This is a genomic window from Cellulosimicrobium sp. I38E (assembly GCF_001647255.1).
GTDB lineage: Bacteria > Actinomycetota > Actinomycetes > Actinomycetales > Cellulomonadaceae > Cellulosimicrobium > Cellulosimicrobium cellulans_E.
In genome coordinates, this window is sequence record NZ_LUAZ01000011.1 from 41575 (window position 1) to 64659 (window position 23085).

The window sequence follows — 23085 nt, forward strand, 5'->3', positions numbered from 1 at the left end:
TCCGATGGCACAGCGCATCGACGTCAAGGACCTCAACATCTATTACGGCGACTTCCTCGCCGTGCAGGACGTCGGCATGACGATCGACCCCAAGTCCGTGACGGCCTTCATCGGCCCGTCCGGCTGCGGCAAGTCGACCTTCCTGCGGACCCTCAACCGCATGCACGAGGTCATCCCCGGCGCGCGCGTCGAGGGGACGGTCGCGATGGAGGGCGTCGACCTCTACGGGGACGACGTCGACCCGGTCGCCGTCCGGCGTCAGGTCGGCATGGTCTTCCAGCGGCCCAACCCCTTCCCGACGATGTCCATCAAGGAGAACGTCCTCGCCGGGGTCAAGCTCAACAACAAGCGGATCTCGAAGTCCGACGCCGAGGACCTCGTCGAGTCGTCCCTGCGCGGCGCGAACCTGTGGAACGAGGTGAAGGACCGTCTTGACCGCCCGGGGTCGGGCCTCTCCGGCGGGCAGCAGCAGCGCCTGTGCATCGCACGCGCCATCGCGGTCAAGCCGCAGGTGCTCCTCATGGACGAGCCCTGCTCGGCGCTCGACCCGATCTCGACGCTCGCGATCGAGGACCTCATCGCGGAGCTCAAGGACGAGTACACGATCGTCATCGTCACGCACAACATGCAGCAGGCCGCGCGCGTGAGCGACCGCACGGCGTTCTTCAACATCGCGGGGACCGGCAAGCCGGGGCGCCTCATCGAGATGGACGACACCGCGACGATGTTCTCCTCGCCCACCCAGCAGGCCACGGAGGACTACATCTCCGGCCGCTTCGGGTGACCTGACCTCCGGCGGCCCTGGCGGGCCGGGCGAACCGACGACGGCGCCCCTCCCCATGCGGGGGAGGGGCGCCGTCGTGCGGGGCGTCAGGTCAGGACGCGGAGCCCTGGAGCGACCCGGTCACGTCTGTGCCGTTGGTGTCGAGGACGCACTGGACGACGCGGTCGCCCTGCGCGTTCCACCCGTCCTCGAGAGGCGTGAAGTACCAGTACTCGTGCGCCGACTCCTCGTACGGCAGGCCGACGAACGGCTCGAACTCCCCGGCGCAGAACTCCTCGGCGCTCGCCGTGATGGCCTCCTCGCCGGGGTATTCGCCCTCGGGGAGCTCGGTCTCGGCGTAGATCTCGAGGTCGTGCGGCTCGGCGCACGGGACGACGGGTACCGACTCGATCTCGGCCGCGTCGTCGAGCCGCGAGGACACGATGCAGTCGCCCACCTGGACCGAGAAGACGTCGGCGTCCGACGCCTCGGTCACCTCGCCACCGGGCTCGTCGCGCTGGGCCTCGGACGGCCCGCTGATCTCGTCGAGGATCGCGCCGCAGCCCGACGCGGTCAGGGCGAGGGCGACGGCGCTCACGACGAGGAGGAGCGGCCGACGGGTGGTACGGGACAGGGTCACCTGGGTTCCTTCGTGGAGGTGCCCCGACCACGACGGTCAGGGCGGGCACGCGAAGGCTAGCGGCAGCCGGTGACACGGCCCGAGCCCTTTTCCGGCCCGGGCCCGCACGTCACGGCAGCAGGTGCGCGTACTCCTCGAGGGTGCCGTCGAGGACGGGCAGCGACATGGCCTGCTCCTCGCCCGAGGTCACGCTGACCGTCACGGGCAGGACGCCGCCCGGCGCCGCGTCGACGCGGCCGATCTGCGCGTCGAACCCGTCCTCGGTGCCGAGGTAGACGGTCTCGCCGGCGGCGACGGGGATGGTCACGGGGTCGCCGCCCTCGGGCGTCACGTCGAACTCCACGTCCTCGGTCGAGTCGTTCGCGAAGGCACCGACGAGCGCGCCGGCGTCACCCTCGGCCGCGCTCACGACGAGGAGGTTGAGGCCGCGCAGGTCGTCGGTGAGGTTGACGCGCAGACCGTCCGACGGCGAGTAGGGGCGGTTCGTCTCGATGGGGGAGCAGGCTGCCGCGACGGCCACGCTCGCGACCACGAGGGGAACGGCCCAGTAGCGCGCGCGGCCGGTCGCTCGGGACGCCGCACGGGTCGCTGCTCGGGGGGTCGGGATGCGGGTCACGTGCACTCCAGGGCTGCGAGAGGGGGGACTGGATTCCGCGCCCAGCCTAGTGCGTCGGGCGAGGCGGGGCGGCCGGAACCGGCGCTGCGGGGCGTGGGCGTGAGCGGCGTCACGCGGCGTCGTGCGGGCGTCGGGAGCGGCCGGCGGCGGTCGGCGGGGCCCTGTGGCCCTCCCCGCGAGGTTCGTGAGGCGCGCTGACACGGCGCTGACCTGGGGAAACGTTGTCCTGGGCGGGTTGTCAAGGGGCGCAGGGGCTCGGATTTCCGCCCTTCCGCGTGGTAAGGTGGACCACCGCGAAAGGGGACATCTACAGATGACGTTCACAGTAGGCGAGACCGTTGTCTACCCGCACCACGGAGCCGCACTGATCGAGGAGATCAAGACGCGCACCATCCGCGGAGAGGACAAGATCTACCTCAAGCTCAAGGTCGCGCAGGGCGACCTGACCATCGAAGTCCCAGCCGAGAACGTCGACCTCGTCGGCGTGCGTGACGTCGTCGGCCAGGAGGGTCTCGACCGCGTTTTCGAGGTGCTGCGTGCACCCTACACCGAGGAGCCGACCAACTGGTCGCGTCGGTACAAGGCGAACCTCGAGAAGCTGGCGTCGGGCGACGTGATCAAGGTCGCGGAGGTCGTGCGCGACCTGTCGCGCCGCGACGCCGACCGTGGCCTTTCGGCGGGGGAGAAGCGCATGCTCTCGAAGGCCCGGCAGATCCTCGTCTCGGAGCTCGCGCTGGCCGAGCACACCGAGGAGGAGAAGGCCGAGGCCATCCTCGACGAGGTGCTGGCCTCCTGACGTCCCGGGCCTCGGCCCGAGCGACAGACCACCGGGGAGGGCGCCGTCCGTGCGGACGGCGCCCTCCCCGTCGTCCGCCCGGGTAGCGTGTGCCCGTGCCGACTCTTGCCGTCCTCACCGCCGCGGGCTCCGGGACCCGTCTCGGGCTCGACCTGCCCAAGGCCCTCGTCGAGCTCGACGGCCTGCCGCTGGTCGTGCACGCCGCGCGACGGCTGTGCGCGTCCGGTGCGGTCGACACGATCGTCGTCACGGCACCGCCCGGCCTGCGGGAGCACGTCGCGGCGCTGCTCCGGGACGACCCGGTGGTCGACCGGCCCGTGCGGGTCGTCGAGGGCGCGGGCACCCGCCAGGCCTCCGTCGCCGCGGGCCTGCTCGCGGGGCTGGACGCCGACGGGATCGACGCCGGGACCGGGGAGCGCTCGACCCCCGGGCAGCCCGCGGTCGACGTCGTGCTCGTCCACGACGCGGCGCGGCCGCTCGCGCCGCCCGCGCTGGTCCGCCGGGTCGTCGAGGCCGTGCGCGCGGGCCACGCCGCGGTCGTGCCGGGGCTGCCGGTCACGGACACGATCAAGCGCGTGACGGCCGCGCGGGCGGGCGACCCGTCGCACGCGGAGCCCGTGGCCGAGACCGTGGACAGGGCGGTCCTGCGCGCGGTGCAGACCCCGCAGGGGTTCGACCGGGCGCTCCTCGTCCGGGCGCACGAGTCCGCGGCCCACCGGGCGGACGACGAGCGGTCCGCCGCGACCGACGACGCCGGCCTCGTCGAGGCGCTCGGGCTCCCCGTCCACGTCGTGCCCGGGGACACCGCGGCGGCCAAGATCACCACCGCCCACGACCTGCGCGTCGCCGCGCTGACCCTCCGGGAGGAACGATGACGACGCCCGCCGAGCACCCCGAGGGCGCGCCGCCACGCGCCACCCTGCCGCTGCCGCGCACCGGCGTCGGCGTCGACGTGCACGCGTTCGCCCCTGAGGGCGAGGTGCGGGAGCTGTGGCTCGGCGGGCTGCTCTGGCCGGGCGAGCGCGGCCTCGCCGGGCACTCGGACGCGGACGTCGCGGCGCATGCCGCCGCCGACGCGCTGTTCTCGGCGACGGGGCTCGGGGACCTGGGGTCGAACTTCGGCACGAGCGCGCCCGAGTGGGCCGGGGCGAGCGGGTCGCGACTGCTCGCCGAGGCGGCGCGCCGCGTGCGCGCGGCGGGGTTCGAGATCGGGAACGTGGCCGTCCAGGTCATCGGCAACCGTCCGCGGCTCGGGACCCGGCGCGCGGAGGCCGAGGCGGCCCTCGGGGCCGCCGCGGGGGCCCCCGTCACGCTCACGGCCACGACGACCGACGGGCTCGGCCTCACGGGCCGCGGCGAGGGCGTCGCAGCCGTCGCGACGGCCCTCGTCGTCGCGGTCGGGGCGCCGACCGCATGAGCTCAGCCCGTGGGGGCGAGCTGCACGCTCTCGAGGATCGCGCGCGTCTGCGCGGCGGCGTCGTCGTCCCCGTCGGCGTACGAGGCCGTGAGGTCGACGACCCAGTCGTCCGGCGCGTCGCCCGTCCGGACCGCCAGGATCTCCTGCACGACGACCGTCCCGGCCGTCTCGTACGTGCCCGCGACCCGGAACGCGGGAAGCTCGCCGAGGGTGGTCGTGCCCTGGCCGTCGGCGTCCAGGATCCAGCCCGGGATCGCGTCGACGGACGTGGCGGTCCTCGTGCCGGCCTGCTCGAGCGTGGCCGCGGACTGGGTGCCCGTCACGACGACGTTCGCCCGGAAGCCCTGCGACCCCGACCCGCTCGGCGCGCGCAGCACGAAGGCTCCGTCGCGGGTGACGCGCTCCCAGCCCGGGGGAGCGGTGACCCGGACGGGGACCTCGGGGACGTCGTACGTGACCGGTGCGTCGTCGGCCCCGGCGTCCGCAGGACCACCACAGCCCGCGAGGGCGAGCGCCGCGGTCGCGAGGGTCGCGAGGGTCGCGAGGGTCCTGAGGGTGCGAGGGGGGCGCGGTCGGGGCACGGTCGTCCTTCGTCGGGAGCAGGGGGCGTGACGGGCTCAGCGGGCTCGGCTCGCCATTCTCGCCTCCCGGCGTCCCGGGTGCCAGGCCCACGAGCAGACACTACGATCGCTGAGAGCGCATCGATGTGTTTGACTTTCCCAAGAACGACACATGGGATGAATCGCACATGAACCGAATGTCCGTCGAAGAACGCCGAGCCCAGCTCGTCGACGCGGCGATGACCATCGCCGTCCGGGAGGGCGTCGAGGCCGTCACGATCCGTGGCGTCGCGGCCGAGGCCGGCGTGTCGCTCGGCGTCGTGCACTACTGCTTCGAGGACAAGGACGAGCTCCTCCAGGCGATGGGCAACAGCCTCGCCCTCGTCGCGTCCGAGCCGGTGCGCGCCGCCCTCGACGTCGACGGCGACGTCGTCCAGCTCGCGCACGCGGCGGCCGACGGGCTCTGGAGCGGGCTCACGCCCCGCCGGCACATGCGCCTCCTCACGTTCGAGTTCGCGACGGCGGGCGTGCGCAGCCGCGCGCTGCGGTCCGTGGCGCACACGCACCTGGAGCAGACGTGGGCGATGACCCGCGGCTTCCTCGAGAACGTCGCCGAGCGCGGGAACGTCACCTACTCGATGGACATGGGCTTCCTCTCGCGCGTCGTCGCCGGGTACATCGACGGCATCGAGATCGCCTGGCTCGTCGAGCAGGACGACGAGACCGCGGTCCGCAGCTTTCATGCGCTCGCCGAGTACGTCCTCTCCCTCATGCTCCGTCCCGACGGCTCGCCGGTGCGCGAGCACGGCCCGGAGCCCGTGTCCTGACCGACGGGCCCGCGGGCCGGACGAGCGGCGGTCAGCCGCGCGGGGCCGCGCCCGGCGCGCGCCCGAGCACCTGGTCCGTGTATGCGTTCGCGAACACCCCGTCGGGGTCCGCCGCGTCGCGGACCGCCACGGCGTCGTCGAACCGGGGGTAGAGCTCGCGGAACCTGTCGGCGCCGAGCCCGTGGAGCTTGCCCCAGTGAGGGCGCCCGCCGACCTCGGCGACGATGCGCTCGACGGCGTCGAAGTACCGCTCGTGCGGCAGGCGCGCGTACTGGTGCACCGCCACGTACGCGGTCTCGCGCCCGTGCGCCGTGGAGAGCCAGACGTCGTCGGGCGCCGCGAACCGGACCTCGACCGGGAAGGGCACGTGCTCGCCCGACCGGTTCAGCCAGCCGTCGATGCTCGACAGGACGTCCACCAGGTGCTCGCGCGGCACGGCGTACTCCATCTCGCGGAACCGGACGCGGCGCGAGGTGACGAAGACCTGGTGCGACGGCGCGACGTAGGTCCGGGGTGCGAGCGCGCGGGCCGAGACGGCGTTGAGCCGCGGCGTGACGCGCGGCACCGCGGTCGCGAGCCGGTTGACGAGCTCGAACGCGCCGTTGGACAGCAGCTCCTCGTCGACCCAGGTGCGCGCCCGCGCGACCGGCCCGGGGCCGGTGGTCCGCAGGCGCTCGAGCTCTGCCGCCTCCTCGTCGGGCGCGAGCCGGTTGTTGCGCTTGGTCAGCGCCCGGCGCGTGTGGGGGAACCAGTAGAACTCGAAGTGGTCGTTGCCCCCGACGAGCCCGTCGGGGTCGTCCGGCGTGCCGAGGCCCTCCAGCACGCGGTCCAGCGGCCACGGCTCCTCCTGCGCGCGGAGCAGGAACGCCGGCACCACCTCGAGCGTGACGGCCGACAGGACGCCCGTGACGCCGAGCCCCAGGCGGCTCACCTCGAACAGGTCGCGGTCCTGCGTCGCCGACGCCTCCCGCACCTCGCCGTCCGCCCCGACGACGCGGACGCCGCGCACCTGCGTGGCGAGCCCGCCGAGGCGGGCCCCGGTCCCGTGCGTGCCCGTGGAGATCGCGCCGGCGATCGACTGCCGGTCGATGTCGCCGAGGTTGCGCATCGCGAGACCCGCGGCCGCGAGGGCCTCGTTGAGCCGGTGCAGGCGGATGCCCGCCCCGACGGTCACGAGGATCGCGTCGGCGTCGGCCGCACCGGGCGCGCCCGTGCCGCGGGTGATCCGCTCGACGAGGCCGATGCGGTCCAGGTCGAGCAGGAGCCCGTCGGTGACGGCCGCGGGGGTGAAGGAGTGGCCCGCGCCGACGGCGCGCACCGGCACCCCGTCGGCGGCGGCGCGGGCGACGAGCTCGCCCAGCTCCGCCTCGTCGCGCGGCGAGGCCCGACGGCGCGGGGTGGCGGAGGCCGTGCGGGCCCAGTTGGTCCAGGAGAGGGCGTCGTCGCTGCTCACAGGTCGTACTGTCTCACGCTCCCCGGGTGGCGTACGTTCTCCCCATGACGAGCGACGCGGCACCCGGGACGAACGTGGGGACGGCCGACCGGGCCGCGGACGAGCGCGGCGCGACGCCGTCGCTGCTCGCCCGGCTCACACGCGCGACCGCCGACCTCGACGGGCCGCTCGCCGTCGTCGACCTCGACCGGTTCGACGCCAACGCCGACGAGCTCCTTGCACGCGCGGGCGGGGTACCCGTGCGGGTCGCGTCGAAGTCGGTGCGCGTCCGCTCGCTCGTGACGCGCGCCGGGGAGCGCGGTTTCCAGGGCGTCATGGCGTTCTCGGTGCGTGAGGCGCTGTGGCTCGTCGACGCGGGCGTCCGCGACGTCCTGGTGGGCTACCCGTCGGTGGACCGCGGCGCCCTCGCCGCGCTCGCGCGGCACGAGGCCGGGCGGCGCGAGATCACGCTCATGGTCGACGACCCCGCGCACCTCGAGCTCGTCCGGCAGGCGCTCGCGGAGACCGGCACGGGTGACGAGCCGCCCGTGCGCGTGTGCCTCGACGTCGACGCGTCGCTGCGCGTCGGCCTCGGGCTCGTCACGGTCCACCTCGGCACGCGGCGCTCGCCCCTGCACGACCCCCCGGACGTCGCGTCGCTCGCGGCGCGCGTGGCCTCGACGCCCGGCCTCGCGCTGCGCGGCCTCATGTTCTACGAGGCCCAGGTCGCCGGGATGCCCGACTCGAGCCTCGCCGTCCGCGCGGTCAAGCGGCTCTCGGTGCTCGAGCTGGGCGAGCGCCGCGGCGAGGTCGTCGCGGCGGTGCGCGACGTCGTCGGGCACGACCTCGAGCTCGTGAACTCGGGCGGCACGGGCTCGCTCGAGACGTCGTCGGCGGACGGCGTCGTCACGGAGGTCACCGCAGGGTCGGGGCTGTACGTCCCCGGGCTCTTCGACGAGTACCGATCCTTCCGGCCGCGGCCGTCCGCCTTCTTCGGCCTCGACGTCGTGCGCGTGCCGGCTCCCGGCTGGGCGACGGCGTTCGGCGGCGGGTACGTCGCGTCGGGTCCCGCGTCGCGCAGCCGCCTCCCGCGCGTCGCGACGCCCGGCTGGTCGCTCACGGGCCGCGAGGGGGCGGGCGAGGTCCAGACGCCGCTGCACCGGACCCGGGGCGCCGTGGGCGCGCCCGACCTCGGCGTCGGCGACCGCGTCTGGTTCCGGCACGGCAAGGCGGGCGAGGCGATGGAGCGGTTCGACCGCGTGCACCTCGTGCGCGGGGACGAGGTGGTCGACGTCGTGCCCACGTACCGCGGTGAGGGCAAGAGCTTCGGCTGACACGGGCCGGTCGTGGCCGCACCGGGATCGGCCGCGAGACCTGCCCGTGCCGCTTCGGCCGGGGTGGTACGTCCCCGGTACCCTTGCGGACGTGACTCTTCGCCTGTTCGACACCGCCACGCGGGACGTGCGCGACTTCGTGCCCCTGACTCCGGGCGAGGTCGGCATCTACCTGTGTGGCGCGACCGTCCAGGCGGCCCCCCACATCGGCCACATGCGCTCCGCCGTCGCGTTCGACGTGCTCGTGCGCTGGCTGCGGCGCGGCGGGTCGCGCGTGACGCTCATCCGCAACGTCACCGACATCGACGACAAGATCCTCGTGAAGTCCGCCGACGCCGGCGAGCCGTGGTGGGCCTGGGCCGCGACGTACGAGCGCGCGTTCACCGCCGCGTACGACGCGCTCGGTGTCCTGCCGCCCACGTACGAGCCGCGCGCGACCGGGCACGTGCCGGACATGGTCGAGCTCATGGAGCGGCTCGTGGAGCGCGGGCACGCGTACACGACCGGCCCGGGCGACGTGTGGTTCGACGTGCGCTCCTGGTCCGAGTACGGCTCGCTGACCAACCAGCGCCTCGAGGACCTCAACCCCGTGCCCGACGACGTCCCCGCGGACGCGGAGGAGGCCGCCGCCAAGCGCGACCCGCGCGACTTCGCGCTCTGGAAGGCCCCCAAGGACGGCGAGCCGGAGACCGCGTCCTGGCCGACGCCCTTCGGCCGCGGTCGGCCTGGCTGGCACCTCGAGTGCTCCGCGATGGCGCGCCGGTACCTCGGCGACACGTTCGACATCCACGGCGGCGGGCTCGACCTGCGCTTCCCGCACCACGAGAACGAGCAGGCGCAGTCGCGCGCCGCGGGCTACGGGTTCGCGCAGCACTGGCTGCACAGCGCGTGGGTCACGCAGGGCGGCGCCAAGATGAGCAAGTCCCTCGGCAACGGTCTGCTCGTGCGCGAGGTCCTCGCGACCACGAGCCCGGCCGTGCTGCGCTACGCCCTCGGGTCCGTGCAGTACCGCTCGATGCTCGAGTGGACGCCCGCGACGGTCGTCGAGGCCGAGGCCACGTGGGAGCGCCTCGCCGGGTTCGTCGAGCGCGCGACCGAGCGCGTGGGCGACGTCGGCGACGTGACCGAGGCCGAGCTGCCGACCGCGTTCACCGCCGCGATGGACGACGACCTCAACGTCCCGGCGGCGCTCGCCGTCGTGCACGAGCACCTGCGTGCGGGCAACGCGGCGCTCGCGGACCGCACGACCGCCGCCGACGCCGTCGCGCGGCACCACCTCGTCGCGGTGCGGGCCATGCTCGACGTCCTCGGGCTCGACCCGGGGGACGCGCAGTGGGCCGACCGCGGGGACTCCCGCTACGCGGCGGTGCTCGACGCGGTCGTGGGTGCGGAGCTCGCGGCACGCGCCGAGGCGCGCGCGGCGCGCGACTTCGCGACCGCCGACGCGATCCGCGACCGGCTCGCCGCGGCGGGCGTCGCGGTCGAGGACTCGGCCGACGGCGCGCGCTGGACCCTCGCCTGACGACCATCTCCGCGAGGTAGATGCCTGGCACCGCGCGGTAGAGGCGTGGTCATGACCATGCCTCTCCCTCGGTGGACCACGGCTCTCCCTCGGCGGGGTGTCTGAGGGACACTGGACTCGGTGGCGCACCTGCGCTCGCACGAACCGACCGACCTGACCGACCGGACCGGTGTCGATCCACCTGACCGACACCGACCGACCTGACCACGACACGACGGGTACACCCATGGCTGGCAACTCACAACGACGCGGCGCGACCCGCAAGCCCGGCAGCAAGAAGGGCGCGACCGTCGGCTCCGGTGGACAGCGCCGCAAGGGGCTCGAGGGCCGCGGGCCGACGCCGAAGGCCGAGGACCGCGTCTACCACGCGGCGCACAAGCGCAAGGTCGCGGAGGAGAAGCGCGCCACGACGCCGACCGGCCGCGGGGGCGCGACGCGGGGCGGCCCCGCCAAGGGCGGCGCCTCGCGCGGCGGCGGCCCGAAGGGCCGTGGCTCGGTGCAGGAGGTCGTGGCGGGCCGGAACTCCGTGCTCGAGGCGCTGCGGGCGCGTATCCCCGTCGAGGTCGTCTACCTCGCGTCGCGCCTCGACGCCGACGACCGCACGCGCGAGATCGTCGACATCGTCGCGGGCCGAGGCTACGACCTCCTCGAGGTCGGCAAGCCGGAGCTCGACCGCCTCACCGACGGCGCCGTGCACCAGGGCGTCGCGATCAAGGTGCCGCCGTACGAGTACGCCGACGTCGACGACCTGCTCGACGCGGCCGAGGCGACGGGTCGTCCGCCGCTGATCGTCGCGCTCGACGGCGTGACGGACCCCCGCAACCTGGGCGCAGTGCTGCGCTCGGCGGGCGCGTTCGGGGCGCACGGCGTGCTCGTCCCCGAGCGGCGTGCGGCGGGCGTCACGGCGTCCGCGTGGAAGGTCTCGGCCGGCGCCGCCGCCCGGGTGCCCGTCGCGCGCGCGACCAACCTCGTCCGCGCGCTCGGTGAGCTCAAGAAGGCGGGTTGCTTCGTCGTCGGGCTCGACGCCGGCGGCGAGACCGCGATCGGCGACCTCCAGCTCGCGACCGAGCCGCTCGTCGTCGTCGCCGGGTCCGAGGGCAAGGGCCTCTCGCGCCTCGTGCGCGAGGCGTGCGACGTCGTCGCGTCCATCCCCATCGGCTCGGACACCGAGTCGCTCAACGCGGCCGTCGCGACGGGCATCTCGCTCTACGAGGTCGCGCGCCTGCGCCGCGAGGCCTGACGGCCGCTCGACCAGTCAGCGCCCCACCGGTCCCTGACCCGTGGGGCGCTGACAGGTCTCAGCCGTAGTACTCGGGGTCCTTCTCGCCGGGCGCGAGGCCGAGGATCGCCTTCTCGTCCGGGCGGTGGCGCAGCACGTTCTCTACGTACGACTGCGTCGCCTCCGCCATCGGGACGTCGCGGCCCGCGCGCTCGGAGATGAACCAGCGGTGGTCGAGGATCTCGTGGAAGAGCTGCGCCGGCTCGAGCTTGCGGCGCAGGTTGCGCGGCACGGCCTGGATCGTGGGCTCGAACACGCCGCTCAGCCAGTCGTGCGCGACGAACTCCTCGTCGTCGTTCTGGCGCTCGGCCGCCGCCCGGAACGAGTCCAGGTCGTTCAGCAGCCGGCGGGCCTGGTTCTCCTGCACGTCGAGGCCGGTGAGACGCAGCAGGCGGCGCGAGTGGTGCCCCGCATCGACGACCTTCGGCTGGATCTGCACGGTCGTGCCGTCGATGTCGGTCGTGATCGCGAGTTCGTCCACGTCGAACCCGAGGTTGTTGAGGTGCTCGATGCGGGCCGCGACGCGCCACCGCTCGTTCGCGTCGAACGACTCCGACGTCGTCAGCGCCTCCCACAGCTCCTCGTAGCGCGCGACGAGCGCGTCGCCGATCGCGACCTCGTCCACGTCCTCGTCGAGCAGCTCGCCCGCGGAGAGGTCCATGAGCTCGCCGATGATGTTGGTGCGCGCGAGGTCGACGTCGTACGAGCGCTGACCGGGGGAGAGCTCGCGGTGCAGGTCGCCCGTCTCCGCGTCCACGAGGAACGCCGCGAAGGTCTCGGCGTCGCGCCGGAACAGCGTGTTCGACAGCGACACGTCGCCCCAGTAGAAGCCGATCAGGTGCAGGCGCACGAGGAGCACCGCGAGCGCGTCGATGAGGCGCGTCGCGGTGTCCGGGCGCAGGGACTGGCTGAACAGCGCGCGGTAGGGGAGCGAGAACTGGAGGTGCTCCGTGATGAGCACCGCCTCCAGCCGCTCGCCGTTCGCGTCCTGGCGCCCGGTGATGACCCCCACCGGGACGACGCTCGGCACCTCGAGCCGGCGGAGCTGGCGGAGCAGCTCGTACTCGCGGTACGCGACCGTCTCGCCGATCTCCTTGATCGCGATGACGCGCCCGGAGAGGCGGACGAACCGCACGATGTGCCGGGAGATACCGCGCGGCAGCGCCGCGAGGGTCTCGGCCGGCCACTCCTCGAGCGGGATGTCCCAGGGCAGGTCGAGGAGGGCCGGGTCGGGGGCCGACGCGGTGATCTGCAGGTTGTGCACCGTCACGGGGTCCATTGTCCACGGTCTCCGTCGGGCGGCCGACGTCCGTGCGTCGTCGTCCCTCGGCACGACGACGGCGCCCGTCGGCCTCAGGTCGAGGCCGGCGGGCGCCGGGGTCGGGCCGGGGTGCTCCCGGGTGCGGGCCGACGGCCCACGCACCCGGGAGCCGTCAGGCGCAGTCGAGCGCGTCGTGCTCGACGTCGACCGTCGAGGTGACCTTCTCGCCGTCGACCGTCGCGGTACCGCTGACGGACACCGAGCCGCTCGCGACCGAGGTCGAGCGCACCGCGAACGACTGGTACGCGTTCGAGCCCGGCGCGACGTCCGCGAACTCGCGGGTGCCGTACGCGGTCGCGAGGGTCACGTCGACCGGCGAGTCCTCGCCGTTCGCAGCGCGGACCGCGAGGTACGCCTGGCCGGCGAGGCACCGCGCCTGCACCGTGACGTCGAGGTCGAGCTGCCCGCGCGGGGTGCCGTAGACCTCGAGCTCGTAGAGCGAGAAGCCCCACTGCGTCGCGCGCTCGGTGAGGTAGAGGCGCACGTGGCGGCCCGTGCCCGCGACGTCCAGCTCGTCGTACCCACCGTCACCGTCGGCCACGGTGTGCACCGTGGTCCAGGTCTCGCCGTCCGGCGAGGTCTGGACCTCGTACCCCGACCCGTACGCGGTCTCCCAGTCGATCACGACCTTGCTGAGGTCGTAGCTCGCTCCGAGGTCCACCGCGATCCACTCCGGGTCGTTCCACGCGCTGCTCCAGCGGGTGCCGGCGTTGCCGTCGACCGCCATCTCGGGCTCGTGACCGGCCTCGTCGATGCTGGAAGCCGTCACCGGGCGGCCCAGGGCGAGCGACTCGTCGCCCTCGTTCCCGCCCCCGTCCTCGGACTCGAAGCAGCGGAGGTAGCGGTAGGACTCTGCCGAGGTCTCGAACGACGGCGCCCAGTCCCACTCGTAGGTGTAGTACTGCACGTACGGCTCGGCCGCGGCGATGATCGCCGGGAGGTCCAGGTCGCCCCGGCCGAGGGCGACCTGCCGCATGTCGCCCGGCGCGTTCACGTTCACGGCGTCCTTGATGTGCAGCAGCTCGATGCGGTCCCCGTGCTCCTCGATCCACGCGGGCACGTCGAGGCCGGCGTCGGCCGCCCAGCCGACGTCGAGCTCGAACGTGACGTAGCGCGGGTCGGTGTTCTCCTCGATGACCTCCCAGGCGCTGACCATCTCGCCCGTCACCGGGTCGGGGTACCGCGTGGTGAACTCGCTCTGGTGGTTGTGCAGCACGATCTTGTTCGCGCCGTTCTCGTGCGCGTACTGGCCGAGCTGGTTGACGTAGGCCGCGGTCGCGACCGCCTCGGCGTAGGTGCCGTAGCCACCGGCCATCCCGCCGGTCCCGATGTAATCCTGACCCAGCGCGACGGCGTACGCGACGGTCTGGGGCCACGAGCCCCAGTCCGTGCTGCCGTGGCTGGACGACACCGCGAGGCCGTGCTTGTCGAGGATCGCCTGGTACTCCTCGACGGGCATCGAGTAGGGCTGGTTGTACGGCTCCACGTTGGTGAACCCCGCGTTGGCCACCTCCCCGAGCACGCGGTCGATCGTCTCGGCGGACGGGGTCCCCGAGCCCCCGAGCTCGCCGACGTGCGTGTAGAGCTGGATGGAGATCTTGGAGTCGGGAAGCCCGTCTTCCGGGCCGCACGTCTCGGCCGCGGCGAGGGCGGTCGGGGGGCTGGTCTCCGCGGGCGGGGTCGCCACGGCCGGGGCGGCGGCGAGCGTGCACGCGACGAGCGCGCCGCCCGTCAGTGCCGCGCCGAGGCGCCGTGCGCGAGACGAAAGGTGGGGGATCTGCATGAGGCTCCAATTGACAGCGTTGTCGATTTGGCTGACGAACATGCGACTTCTGATGTCACGTGTGCAAAAGTAGTCTTGTGGCCGGCCATGACCCTGTCAAGGGCGATCCGACCGGCCGCGGCACGGGCACGGCACGGCACGCGAACGCTCAGCACGGAAACGCCGCAGGGCGGGTCCTCCCGATCGGGAGGACCCGCCCTGCGGCGGTACGGAGTGGCGGTGTCAGCTGCTGATGCGCTGGCCCGACGCCGCGCCGAAGACGTGCGAGTGACCCGGGCGGATCGTCACGTAGATGCGCTCGCCCTTGGCCGGGACGTTGCGCGGGTCGACGCGGACGATCACCTGGTTGTCGCCGGCGCCCGAGTGGACGTCGGCCTGCGCGGCCAGGTCGCCCTTGAGGGTGCCGTAGACGAACGCGTCGGAGCCGAGCTCCTCGACGATGTTCACCTCGACCGGGAACGCGGCCTCGTTCGCCTGCGACACGACGTCGAGCGACTCGGGGCGGAAGCCGATGGTGACCTTGCCGTTGTCCGCCTCGGTGAGCTTCGCGGCCGTCTCGCGCTCGAGCGTGATGCGGGCCGGGCCGACCTCGGCGACGCCGTTCTTGACCACGAACGTGCCGATGTTCATGGCCGGCGAGCCGATGAAGCCGGCGACGAAGACGTTGGCCGGGGTGTCGTACATCTCGCGCGGCGTGCCGACCTGCTGGAGCAGGCCGTCCTTGAGGACCGCGATGCGGTCGCCCATGGTGAGGGCCTCGGTCTGGTCGTGCGTGACGTAGACCGTCGTGACGCCGAGGCGGCGCTGGAGCGACGCGATCTGCGTACGGGTCTGGACGCGGAGCTTGGCGTCGAGGTTCGACAGCGGCTCGTCCATGAGGAACACCTGCGGCTGGCGGACGATCGCGCGGCCCATGGCGACACGCTGACGCTGACCACCGGAGAGCGCCTTCGGCTTGCGGTCGAGGTACTCGGTGAGGTCGAGGATCTTCGCGGCCTCCTCGACGCGCTGGCGGATCTCCGCCTTCGGCGTGCCGGCGATCTTCAGCGCGAAGCCCATGTTGTCCGCGACGGACATGTGCGGGTACAGCGCGTAGTTCTGGAACACCATCGCGATGTCGCGGTCCTTCGGCTGGACGTCCGTGACGTCGCGGTCGCCGATGTAGATGTGTCCGCCGTTGACGTCCTCGAGGCCCGCGAGCATGCGGAGCGAGGTCGACTTGCCACAGCCCGAGGGGCCGACGAGGACGAGGAACTCGCCGTCCTCGATGTGCAGGTTGAGCTGGTCCACGGCGGGACGCTCGGTCCCGGGGTAGAGCCGGGTTGCGTGGTCGTAGGTGACCGTAGCCATGACTGGTACATCCCTCCACCGGCAGGTACGTGCCGGACGATCCGTTGTGCAGTGACGTGCCACGTCGACGTAGCTGTTCGCGATGGCGGACGAGCGTGTCTTCGACGACACAGAAGAAGTCGGACCCCCTCTGGTTCGAGCAGGGGACCCGACGTCATCGTGGACCCGATACTACTCCGGCTTCTGAGTGCTTCGTCACAGCGCCGGTCACGATCGGGTAGCGGTTTCGTGGCGGCCCGTGACGCGCCCGTCAGGCCTCCGCGCGTCCCAGCAGGTCGGCGAGCAGGTCGAGCGCCGCGGCCAGCCCGTCGGCGTCGGGCACGCGCACGGTCGCCCGGGTCTCGCCGTCCCCGACCTTGACCCCCAGGTCGCCCGGGCCGAGCACGGCGAACGCGGTCTCGTCCGTGGTGTCGTCACCGGCGTACAGCACCCGCGTCCGCCCGTCGGCGAGCCCGGCGTCCTGCCCGACGACGTCCCGCAGCCGGTCGACCGCCTCGCCTTTGGACGTCTCGACGACGGCGACCTCCACCACGTCCTTGCCGTGCATCGCGTGCAGCCCGAGCCGCTCGGCCACGGCGTCCGCGACGTCCTCGGCCGCGCGCGTGTCCGCCGGGGACGCGAGCCGCGTGTGCAGGACGGCGGCACTCGGCTTGTCCTGGACCCACGCACCCTCGCGGCCCGCCACGGCGTCCGCGAGCCCCGCACGCAGCGTCGCGAGGGCGTCGGCCTGGTCCGCGGTCAGCTCGAGCGGGACGGCCTCGAGGCCCGACGGCGTGACGACGCCGGTCTCGGCGCCGTGGCTGCCCACGAGGAAGGTCCCGACGGGCGGCTCGCTCCGCTCGGCGAGGTCCGCGAGGTGGCGCCCCGAGACCAGGGCGAGGCGCGTCGTCGTCCCCGCGAGCACCCTCCCGAGGCGGTCGACCGCGGCCCGCGCCGAGGGCGCCATGCGCGCCGCGTGCGGGTCGTCCACGAGCGGCGCGAGCGTCCCGTCGAAGTCGAGCGCGACGAGCCGGGCGTGCGGGGAGTCGCTGCCGTCCGCCGCGAACGCGCGGACGGCGTCGGCGACGGGCCGGGGCAGGGACGGTGGCAGCTCGGGGCCGCCGTCGGGCCGGGTCACGCGCCCGCCTCCACGGCGAGGTCGGCCTGCGCCCCGTCGTGGCCGGCGTCGTCCGGCCGGCGGTGCGGCACGCGCGACGGCATGGCCGTGAGGACGCCGAGGAACGACTCCGACCACTTCGCGACGTCGTCGCTGAGGACCTTGCGGCGCAGGCGGCGCATGCGCTTGCGCTGCTCGCGGTGGTCCATGTGCGCGGCGGCCACGATGATGTCCTTCATCCCGTCGATGTCGTGCGGGTTGACCAGGAGCGCACCGGAGGAGAGCTCGTCGGCGGCCCCCGTGAACTCCGAGAGCACGAGGACGCCCCGGTCGTCGGAGCGCGCGGCGACGTACTCCTTGGCGACGAGGTTCATGCCGTCGCGCAGCGCGGTGACGAGCATGACGTCCGCCGCGAGGTACAGCGCGGCCATCTCCTCCGGGGGGTAGGAGTGGTGCAGGTAGTGGATCGCGGCGTGCCCGATCTCGGCGTACTCCCCGTTGATGCGCCCGACGGCGCCCTCCACGTGCTCGCGCAGCTCCTGGTAGGCGTCGACGTTCTCGCGGCTCGGGCTCGCGACCTGGACGAGCGTGGCGTGCTCGACGTCGAGGCGCCCGTCCTGGAGGAGCTCGCCGTACGCCTTGATGCGGTGCCGGATGCCCTTGGTGTAGTCCAGGCGGTCCACGCCGAGCATCATGATGTCCGGGTCGCCCAGGTCGGCGCGGATCTCGCGCGAGCGCTGCTGCACCTCGGGCGAGCGCGCGAGCTCGTCGAAGCGGCGCGAGTCGATCGAGATGGGGAACGCGGCGGCGCGCACGTGGCGGTCGCGACCGTCCTCGCCGGGGACGGTGATGATGGGGCCGCGCGTCGTGTGCGCGCGCAGGCGGCGCACGGCGCGGATGAAGTTCGCGGCGTCGCCCGCGCGCTGGAAGCCCACGAGGTCCGCGCCCAGGAGCCCGTCGAGCACCTGCCGGCGCCAGGGGAGCTGCTGGAACAGCTCGAGGGGCGGGAACGGGATGTGGTTGAAGAACCCGATCCGCACGTCCGGGCGCTGGGCGCGGATCATCTGCGGCACGAGCTGGAGCTGGTAGTCGTGCACCCACACGACGCCGCCCGGCGAGACCTGCGCGACCGCGGCGTCCGCGAAGCGCTGGTTGACGCGCCGGTACGCCTCCCACCAGGTGCGGTGGTACGTGGGCGGCGAGATGACGTCGTGGTAGAGCGGCCAGAGCGTGTCGTTGGAGAAGCCCTCGTAGTAGCGCTCGATCTCGTCGGCGGAGAGGGTGACGGGCACGAGCCGCATGTCGTCCGCGTCGAACGGCTCGCTCGCGAGGTCCGGGGCGCCGGACCAGCCGACCCACGCGCCGTCGGACGCCTGCATGACGGGCTCGAGCGCCGTGACGAGGCCGCCGGGCGAGCGGTTCCACTCGACGTCGCCACCGGGTCCGACCGTGAAGTCCACGGGCAGCCGGTTGGCCACCACGACGAGATCGAATCCCTCTTTGCCTGTCAATGGACTACTCCTTGAGCTTCGATGGATCGCGCCTGGGCGACCCAGGGTAGTCGGCCCGCCCGGCGCGCGGACGAGCCGTCCGTCCCGGGCCGAGTCGCCACCGGGCCCGTCGGGCCGGCCCGGAAGGCGATGCCCCGCCCGCTGCGGCTACCTTGTCACCATGGAGGAGCCCACGCAGCGCGTCGACGCGCGGTCCGCCCCCGGCGGGCCGGCGCGCGGCCCCGCGCCCGGCAGCGAGGTCGGGGGCTACCTCATCGGCGCGCGTCTCGGCTCGGGGGCCATGGGCACCGTCCACAGCGCGCACGACGGTGGCGGGAACCTCGTCGCGATCAAGCTCCTGCACGCGCACGTCGACCTCGACGCCGCGGCCCAGGGCCGCGAGCGGCTGCGGCGCGAGGCGCTCGCCCTCCAGCGCCTGCGCCACCCCGCCGTCGCGCAGATCCTCGACGTCGAGCTCGACGGCCCCGACGCGTTCATCGTCACCGAGCTCGTCGACGGTCCGACCCTCGAGGACGAGGTCGCCGAGGGCGGCCCGCTCGACGCGTGGGACCTCTACGAGCTCGCCGACCAGCTCGCGGCCGCGCTCGAGTCCGTGCACGCGGCGGGGGTCGTGCACCGCGACCTCAAGCCGAGCAACGTCATGGTCTCCTCGCGCGGCCCCGTGCTCATCGACTTCGGGATCGCCCAGGGCCTCGAGGACGCGCGCGTCACGTCGACCGGCCTCGTCATGGGCACGCCCGGCTACCTCGCGCCCGAGCTGCTGGAGGGCGCCGCCCCGAGCGTCGGGAGCGACTGGTGGGGTTGGGCCGCGCTCCTCGCCTACGCCGCGACGGGCCGTGCCCCGTTCGGGGTGCGGCCGACCGACGTCGTCCTGGCCCGCGCCCGCAGCGGGCGGCCCGACCTCGCCGGCCTCGGGCCCGTCACGGCGCGCGTGCTCGCCGGGGCCCTGCACGCGGACCCCGCGCAGCGGCTCGGCCCGACCGAGGTCGTCGCCGCGCTGCGGCACGCCGCCGACACGGGCGACGTCGCGCCCGCGACGCAGGTCGTCGGCCCGCCGACCGGCCCCACGCGGGTCGTGCCCCCCGTCGCCGTCGTGCCGGGCGCCACGGGCGCGCAGGCCTGGACCGGCGCGGCGCAGGTCGTGCCGCCGCCCCTGCCGACGTCGCAGTCCCAGGTCAACGACGGACGCACCGTAGCCGTCCCCGCCGGGCACGACCTCATGGACGACCTCGGCGCGCCCCCCGTGGGGGAGGACGGCGAGCCGCTCTACGCACGGCCCGTGCCCGCCGCGCGCCGCACCGCGCTGCTCCTCCTCGCGGCCCCGCTCGTCCTGCTCGGCATGCTTCACCCGGGCGTCGCGTTCGTGGTGCTCTCCGTGCTCGTCGTCCTCGCGCGCGTCGTCGGGGTGACGACGGAGACGCTGCACGCGCGACGCGAGCGGCGCGGCGTGTCGCCCCGCGACACCGTGCGGTCGGTCGCGGCGTCGCCCTGGTACGTCGTGCGCGCCGTCGTCGGGGCGCTCCCGTCGCTGCTCGTCGCGGCGTGCGCGGGGGTGCTCGTCGTCGTGGCCGGGTGGTGGCTCCTGGAGTCCGACCGCTGGGTCGTCGTCGAGGGCGCGGACGGCGGGAACTCCCCGGTCGTCACGACCGTGATCCTGGGACTCGCGTCGCTCGCGGCCGTCGTGCTCGCGTGGGCCGGGCCGCTGACCCACCTCACGCGCTACGGGACGCGCACCGCGCTCGCGCGGCTCGCCCCGGGCCGCACCGGGACCCTCGTGCTCGCCGGCGTCGGCCTCGCCCTCACGGTCCTGTGCGTCGTCCTCCTCGCCGGCGACCCCGAGGTGACGTGGTGGCCCTTCCCCGGGCCGCCGTCGTTGCGCTGAGCGGGAGTGCCGGCACCGGGGACCCCTCGTGGACCCGAACCCGGGCGTTCCCAGCCCGCTACCAGCACGCATGCGTAGGATGGGCGCCGTGCTCCGGACGACGGTGCCGCGCGCGTGGTCGCGCGGCGTGACGCGCACGTCCGTCGTGCCCGTGACCGGCCGGCTGCTCGGCCCCGCCCTCCTGCTCCTCACGCTCCTCGCCGCCCTGGTGACGCAGCTCGCCGACCGCGGGTACGCCGTCGTGCACCAGTGCGTCACGGTGCCGGGCGCGTGGGGCGTCGCCGGGATGCACCTCGCGCTCGTCCACGAGACCCCGGACTGCCCGTCCGGCACCGCGCTCGGCGGCGACCCGGCCGCCATGGTCACCGTGGTCGGCGTGCTCGCGCTGCCCGTCGTCGTCGCGCACGTCGTGGTCGCGGCCGTCGCGTGGGGCGTGTCGGCGTGGGCACGGCGCGCGCACGAGCGCTCCCGCGCCGTCGTGGCCGGGGCGGCGCGGACGCTGCGGGTGGTCGTGCGGGGCGCGCTCCATCCGGTGCGCGCGATCGTCGCGGGCGCCCGGCGGGTCGTCCGCCCGGTGCCCGACGCCGTCCCCGCCGCACTGCACCACCTCGCCGACGCGGTGGTGCGCACGCGGCGCGGGCCGCCGCGGCTCGCCCTGGTCTGACGACGCCGTCGGACGCACGGCCCGCGCGACCCCTGTCGGCGCGCACCCGACACATCCCAGCTCTCGGAACTCCCTCGGAGGACGACCATGCCCAGCAACGAAGCCCAGACCAAGGCCCAGCGCCGCGAGGCCGCGCGCGCCGAGGCCCTCGCGCTGCGCGAGGCGCAGGCCAAGCGCGACAAGCGGAACCGCCTCATCACGATCGGAGCGCTCGTCGCGGGCGTCCTCGTGCTCGTCGGCGTGTTCCTCGCCGTGTGGATCCCGGCCATGAAGGACCAGAACAAGACGATCGACGCCGTCGCGGCCGGGAACCTCGCCGACGTGACGAGCCCGTCCACGTCGCGCGACGACGGCGGCATCCCGATGGGTGCCGACGGCGCGGCCGGGACGGAGAACGAGGGCGCGGTCGAGGTCGGCGTCTACCTCGACTACATGTGCCCCATCTGCGGGCAGTTCGAGGAGACGAACGGCGCGACGCTCGACCAGCTCCGCGAGTCGGGCGACATCACCGTCGTCCTGCACCCCGTCTCGATCCTCGACCGCATGGCGAACGCGCAGCAGTTCTCGACCCGCTCGGCGGCCGCCGCCGCGTGGATCGCGGACCGCGCACCGGAGCAGATGAACGCGTTCAACGCGATCATGTTCCAGAACCAGCCCGAGGAGAACGTCTCGACCCTCACCGACGAGCAGATCGCGGACCTGGCCGAGCAGGCCGGCGTCCCGGCCGACGTCGCCGCGGGCATCGCCGACGGGACCGCCGTCGAGACCTACGGCGACTGGGCCGCCACCGCGACGAGCCTCGTCACGCAGGACGAGGCCCTCGTGAACCCGCAGTCGGGCGGCTTCGGCACGCCGACGATCACGATCGACGGCGAGCGCTGGGACGGCAACTGGAGCGACCCGAACGCGCTCTCGGACGCCGTCACGGCCGCGCAGGGCTGACCCGCAGGTCGGCGCCGCGCGCGGCGCCGGCCGCGGTCCGGGGCTCGCCGGGCGAGCAGGTAGTCTGTTCGCTCGCCCGGCAGCCCGGGCACGCCGCCTTAGCTCAGCTGGTAGAGCACTCGCCTTGTAAGCGAAAGGTCGTCGGTTCGAACCCGACAGGCGGCTCCACCACGACGCCCCCGGTTCGCGGAGCCGGGGGCGTCGTCGTGCCCGGTGGACGGGGGCGTCAGTCCTGCGCGAGCGGGACCGGCAACAGCTCGGGCGCCTTGGGGAGCCGACCGTCGCCCGACGACGTCCCCCGGATCCGGCGCTGCGCCCACGGCACGACGTGCGTGCGCACCCACTGCGCGTTCTGCCGCGCCCGGTCCAGCGCCGGGAGCGGCGGCAGGGGAGCGAGCGGGTCGTCCCACGCCGCGTCGTCGGGCGCCTGGCCCAGCCCGACGAGCGCGGCCTGCGCGACCCGCCGGTGCCCCTCGGGCGTCAGGTGGATGCGGTCCTCCGACCACACGCGCCAGTCCTGGAGCGCGCGCATGCCCCACAGGTCGAGCACGTACGCGCCCTGGCGGCGCGCGATCGACCAGATATGCGCGTTGTACACCCCGACGCGCGGGCGCGTGAGCCCTACGAGCGGCGACTGCGATGCGTCGAAGCCGGTGGCCATGAGCACGTCGATCCCTGCCGAGCGCAGGCGCGAGACCGCGTGCTCGAGGTTGCGCGCGAGCCGGTCGACGTCGGCGTTCGGCCGCAGGATGTCGTTGCCGCCACCGATGACGCTCACGAGGTCTGGCTTCAGCTCCAGCGCCGCCGGGACCTGCTCGGTGAGGATCGAGCGCAGCTTGCGCCCGCGGATCGCGAGGTTCGCGTAGCGCAGCGGCTCCTCGCCCGCCGCGACGCGTCGGGCCGCGAGGTGCTGGGCGAGGAGGTCGGCCCAGCCGCGCTGGTGGTCCGCCTCGCCGGGGTAGGGGTCCCACAGGCCCTCGCTGAACGAGTCGCCGATCGCGACGTAGCTCGACCAGCGGGGCGGGGCGTCGTCGGGTCGGTGTGCGTCAGAGGCGTCACCGGCCAGGGGAGTGGTCGTCGGGTTCTGCGTCGTCACCCGCCCATTCTGCTCCCGTCGGTCCCGTGCCCCACCGAGGCAGAACCCTGGTCGGTCGAGGTTGAGCCGTAGTCCGCCGAGGCAGAGCCGTGGTTCCGCGAGGTAGCGCCGTGGTTCCGCGAGGTAGAGGCCTGGTTGGTCGAGGTAGAGCCGAGGTCATGCCTGACGGCGGCCGGACACCGATCGCGATCAGGTCACCACGCGTGAGGGTTCGGCCGCTGCCCAGATGACCCGGAGGGCCGACCGGGCGGGTC

General features: G+C 74.0%; 21 protein-coding genes and 1 tRNA gene. 12 read left to right on the top strand and 10 right to left on the bottom strand.

Annotation, left to right across the window (positions count from 1 at the left end; translation table 11 throughout):
• The first annotated feature begins 4 nt into the window (after window positions 1–4).
• Window positions 5–784: a phosphate ABC transporter ATP-binding protein PstB gene (gene pstB / locus A0J59_RS03040; RefSeq protein ID WP_047233890.1), complete on the top strand. Its 780-nt coding sequence runs from the start codon at window positions 5–7 to the stop codon at window positions 782–784.
• Window positions 785–875: 91 nt separating this feature from the next.
• On the opposite strand, the gene A0J59_RS03045 is transcribed toward pstB, so the two are convergent.
• Window positions 876–1403 (bottom strand): septum formation family protein, encoded by a 528-nt coding sequence (locus tag A0J59_RS03045; protein WP_064315185.1) that lies wholly within the window; start codon window positions 1401–1403, stop codon window positions 876–878.
• Between the two features lie 109 nt (window positions 1404–1512).
• Window positions 1513–2019 carry a hypothetical protein gene (locus A0J59_RS03050; protein WP_231581893.1) on the bottom strand — a complete coding sequence of 169 codons (507 nt, stop codon included), beginning with the start codon at window positions 2017–2019 and terminating at the stop codon, window positions 1513–1515.
• A gap of 313 nt (window positions 2020–2332) precedes the next feature.
• Between A0J59_RS03050 and A0J59_RS03055 the strand changes: the two genes are divergently transcribed.
• The 3 genes from A0J59_RS03055 to ispF all read left to right on the top strand — a co-directional run bounded on the left by A0J59_RS03055 (window position 2333) and on the right by ispF (window position 4232).
• Window positions 2333–2815, top strand: a complete 483-nt coding sequence (locus A0J59_RS03055; RefSeq protein WP_024841917.1) for a CarD family transcriptional regulator — start codon at window positions 2333–2335, stop codon at window positions 2813–2815.
• A gap of 95 nt (window positions 2816–2910) precedes the next feature.
• The gene (gene ispD, locus A0J59_RS03060; protein WP_064315210.1) at window positions 2911–3690 is read left to right on the top strand and encodes a 2-C-methyl-D-erythritol 4-phosphate cytidylyltransferase; all 780 of its coding nucleotides are present in this window, start codon (window positions 2911–2913) and stop codon (window positions 3688–3690) included.
• Window positions 3687–4232, top strand: coding sequence for a 2-C-methyl-D-erythritol 2,4-cyclodiphosphate synthase (gene ispF, locus A0J59_RS03065; protein WP_064315186.1), 546 nt, complete (start codon window positions 3687–3689; stop codon window positions 4230–4232). The genes ispD and ispF overlap by 4 nt, the downstream gene beginning before the upstream one ends.
• 2 nt (window positions 4233–4234) lie before the next feature.
• On the opposite strand, the gene A0J59_RS03070 is transcribed toward ispF, so the two are convergent.
• Window positions 4235–4813 carry an LpqN/LpqT family lipoprotein gene (locus A0J59_RS03070; protein WP_064315187.1) on the bottom strand — a complete coding sequence of 193 codons (579 nt, stop codon included), beginning with the start codon at window positions 4811–4813 and terminating at the stop codon, window positions 4235–4237.
• Window positions 4814–4980: 167 nt separating this feature from the next.
• On the opposite strand from A0J59_RS03070, the gene A0J59_RS03075 reads away from it, so the two are divergent.
• Entirely contained in the window at window positions 4981–5619 is a 639-nt protein-coding gene (locus A0J59_RS03075; protein WP_047233885.1) for a TetR/AcrR family transcriptional regulator, read from the top strand.
• Window positions 5620–5650: 31 nt separating this feature from the next.
• Here the strand turns inward: A0J59_RS03075 and A0J59_RS03080 are convergent, their stop codons facing one another.
• Entirely contained in the window at window positions 5651–7072 is a 1422-nt protein-coding gene (locus A0J59_RS03080; protein WP_064315188.1) for a D-arabinono-1,4-lactone oxidase, read from the bottom strand.
• Between the two features lie 44 nt (window positions 7073–7116).
• Between A0J59_RS03080 and A0J59_RS03085 the strand changes: the two genes are divergently transcribed.
• From A0J59_RS03085 to rlmB, 3 genes are all read left to right on the top strand, one after another.
• Window positions 7117–8385 carry an alanine racemase gene (locus A0J59_RS03085; protein WP_082918696.1) on the top strand — a complete coding sequence of 423 codons (1269 nt, stop codon included), beginning with the start codon at window positions 7117–7119 and terminating at the stop codon, window positions 8383–8385.
• A 91-nt stretch (window positions 8386–8476) separates the two neighbouring features.
• Window positions 8477–9907 carry a cysteine--tRNA ligase gene (gene cysS, locus A0J59_RS03090; RefSeq protein ID WP_047233883.1) on the top strand — a complete coding sequence of 477 codons (1431 nt, stop codon included), beginning with the start codon at window positions 8477–8479 and terminating at the stop codon, window positions 9905–9907.
• Window positions 9908–10133: 226 nt separating this feature from the next.
• On the top strand, window positions 10134–11147 hold the full coding sequence (rlmB, locus tag A0J59_RS03095) for a 23S rRNA (guanosine(2251)-2'-O)-methyltransferase RlmB (protein WP_064315189.1): 1014 nt from the start codon (window positions 10134–10136) through the stop codon (window positions 11145–11147).
• 58 nt (window positions 11148–11205) lie between these two features.
• Here rlmB and A0J59_RS03100 read toward each other — a convergent pair whose 3' ends face one another.
• The 5 genes from A0J59_RS03100 to A0J59_RS22230 form a co-directional block, all read right to left on the bottom strand.
• Entirely contained in the window at window positions 11206–12465 is a 1260-nt protein-coding gene (locus A0J59_RS03100) for a DUF4032 domain-containing protein (RefSeq protein WP_047233882.1), read from the bottom strand.
• A gap of 154 nt (window positions 12466–12619) precedes the next feature.
• Complete coding sequence (locus A0J59_RS03105) at window positions 12620–14332, bottom strand: discoidin domain-containing protein (RefSeq protein ID WP_082918697.1); 1713 nt, start codon at window positions 14330–14332, stop codon at window positions 12620–12622.
• 180 nt (window positions 14333–14512) lie between these two features.
• Window positions 14513–15640: an ABC transporter ATP-binding protein gene (locus A0J59_RS03110; protein WP_047232391.1), complete on the bottom strand. Its 1128-nt coding sequence runs from the start codon at window positions 15638–15640 to the stop codon at window positions 14513–14515.
• A gap of 250 nt (window positions 15641–15890) precedes the next feature.
• Window positions 15891–16757, bottom strand: a complete 867-nt coding sequence (otsB, locus tag A0J59_RS22225) for a trehalose-phosphatase (RefSeq protein WP_255364934.1) — start codon at window positions 16755–16757, stop codon at window positions 15891–15893.
• Window positions 16754–18217: a trehalose-6-phosphate synthase gene (locus tag A0J59_RS22230; protein ID WP_304439882.1), complete on the bottom strand. Its 1464-nt coding sequence runs from the start codon at window positions 18215–18217 to the stop codon at window positions 16754–16756. Before A0J59_RS22230 ends, otsB begins: the two co-directional genes overlap by 4 nt.
• Window positions 18218–18407: 190 nt before the next feature.
• On the opposite strand from A0J59_RS22230, the gene A0J59_RS03125 reads away from it, so the two are divergent.
• The 4 genes from A0J59_RS03125 to A0J59_RS03140 all read left to right on the top strand — a co-directional run bounded on the left by A0J59_RS03125 (window position 18408) and on the right by A0J59_RS03140 (window position 21903).
• The gene (locus A0J59_RS03125; RefSeq protein ID WP_064315191.1) at window positions 18408–20129 is read left to right on the top strand and encodes a serine/threonine-protein kinase; all 1722 of its coding nucleotides are present in this window, start codon (window positions 18408–18410) and stop codon (window positions 20127–20129) included.
• Window positions 20130–20217: 88 nt separating this feature from the next.
• Complete coding sequence (locus A0J59_RS03130; protein ID WP_064315192.1) at window positions 20218–20793, top strand: hypothetical protein; 576 nt, start codon at window positions 20218–20220, stop codon at window positions 20791–20793.
• Between the two features lie 87 nt (window positions 20794–20880).
• Complete coding sequence (locus A0J59_RS03135; protein WP_047232394.1) at window positions 20881–21735, top strand: thioredoxin domain-containing protein; 855 nt, start codon at window positions 20881–20883, stop codon at window positions 21733–21735.
• 92 nt (window positions 21736–21827) lie between these two features.
• Window positions 21828–21903: transfer RNA gene (locus tag A0J59_RS03140), tRNA-Thr, on the top strand.
• 58 nt (window positions 21904–21961) lie between these two features.
• Here the strand turns inward: A0J59_RS03140 and A0J59_RS03145 are convergent.
• Entirely contained in the window at window positions 21962–22831 is an 870-nt protein-coding gene (locus tag A0J59_RS03145) for an SGNH/GDSL hydrolase family protein (protein ID WP_369799743.1), read from the bottom strand.
• Window positions 22832–23085 lie beyond the last annotated feature (254 nt).

What these genes read in the sequence shown, in the direction of transcription:
- pstB (WP_047233890.1), top strand. Translation starts at nt 5, where the DNA reads ATGGCACAGCGCATCGACGTCAAGGACCTCAACATCTATTACGGCGAC.
- A0J59_RS03055 (WP_024841917.1), top strand. Translation starts at nt 2,333, where the DNA reads ATGACGTTCACAGTAGGCGAGACCGTTGTCTACCCGCACCACGGAGCC.
- ispF (WP_064315186.1), top strand. Translation starts at nt 3,687, where the DNA reads ATGACGACGCCCGCCGAGCACCCCGAGGGCGCGCCGCCACGCGCCACC.
- A0J59_RS03075 (WP_047233885.1), top strand. Translation starts at nt 4,981, where the DNA reads ATGAACCGAATGTCCGTCGAAGAACGCCGAGCCCAGCTCGTCGACGCG.
- A0J59_RS03085 (WP_082918696.1), top strand. Translation starts at nt 7,117, where the DNA reads ATGACGAGCGACGCGGCACCCGGGACGAACGTGGGGACGGCCGACCGG.
- rlmB (WP_064315189.1), top strand. Translation starts at nt 10,134, where the DNA reads ATGGCTGGCAACTCACAACGACGCGGCGCGACCCGCAAGCCCGGCAGC.
- A0J59_RS03100 (WP_047233882.1), bottom strand. Translation starts at nt 12,465, where the DNA reads ATGGACCCCGTGACGGTGCACAACCTGCAGATCACCGCGTCGGCCCCC.
- A0J59_RS03105 (WP_082918697.1), bottom strand. Translation starts at nt 14,332, where the DNA reads ATGTTCGTCAGCCAAATCGACAACGCTGTCAATTGGAGCCTCATGCAG.
- A0J59_RS03110 (WP_047232391.1), bottom strand. Translation starts at nt 15,640, where the DNA reads ATGGCTACGGTCACCTACGACCACGCAACCCGGCTCTACCCCGGGACC.
- A0J59_RS03125 (WP_064315191.1), top strand. Translation starts at nt 18,408, where the DNA reads ATGGAGGAGCCCACGCAGCGCGTCGACGCGCGGTCCGCCCCCGGCGGG.
- A0J59_RS03135 (WP_047232394.1), top strand. Translation starts at nt 20,881, where the DNA reads ATGCCCAGCAACGAAGCCCAGACCAAGGCCCAGCGCCGCGAGGCCGCG.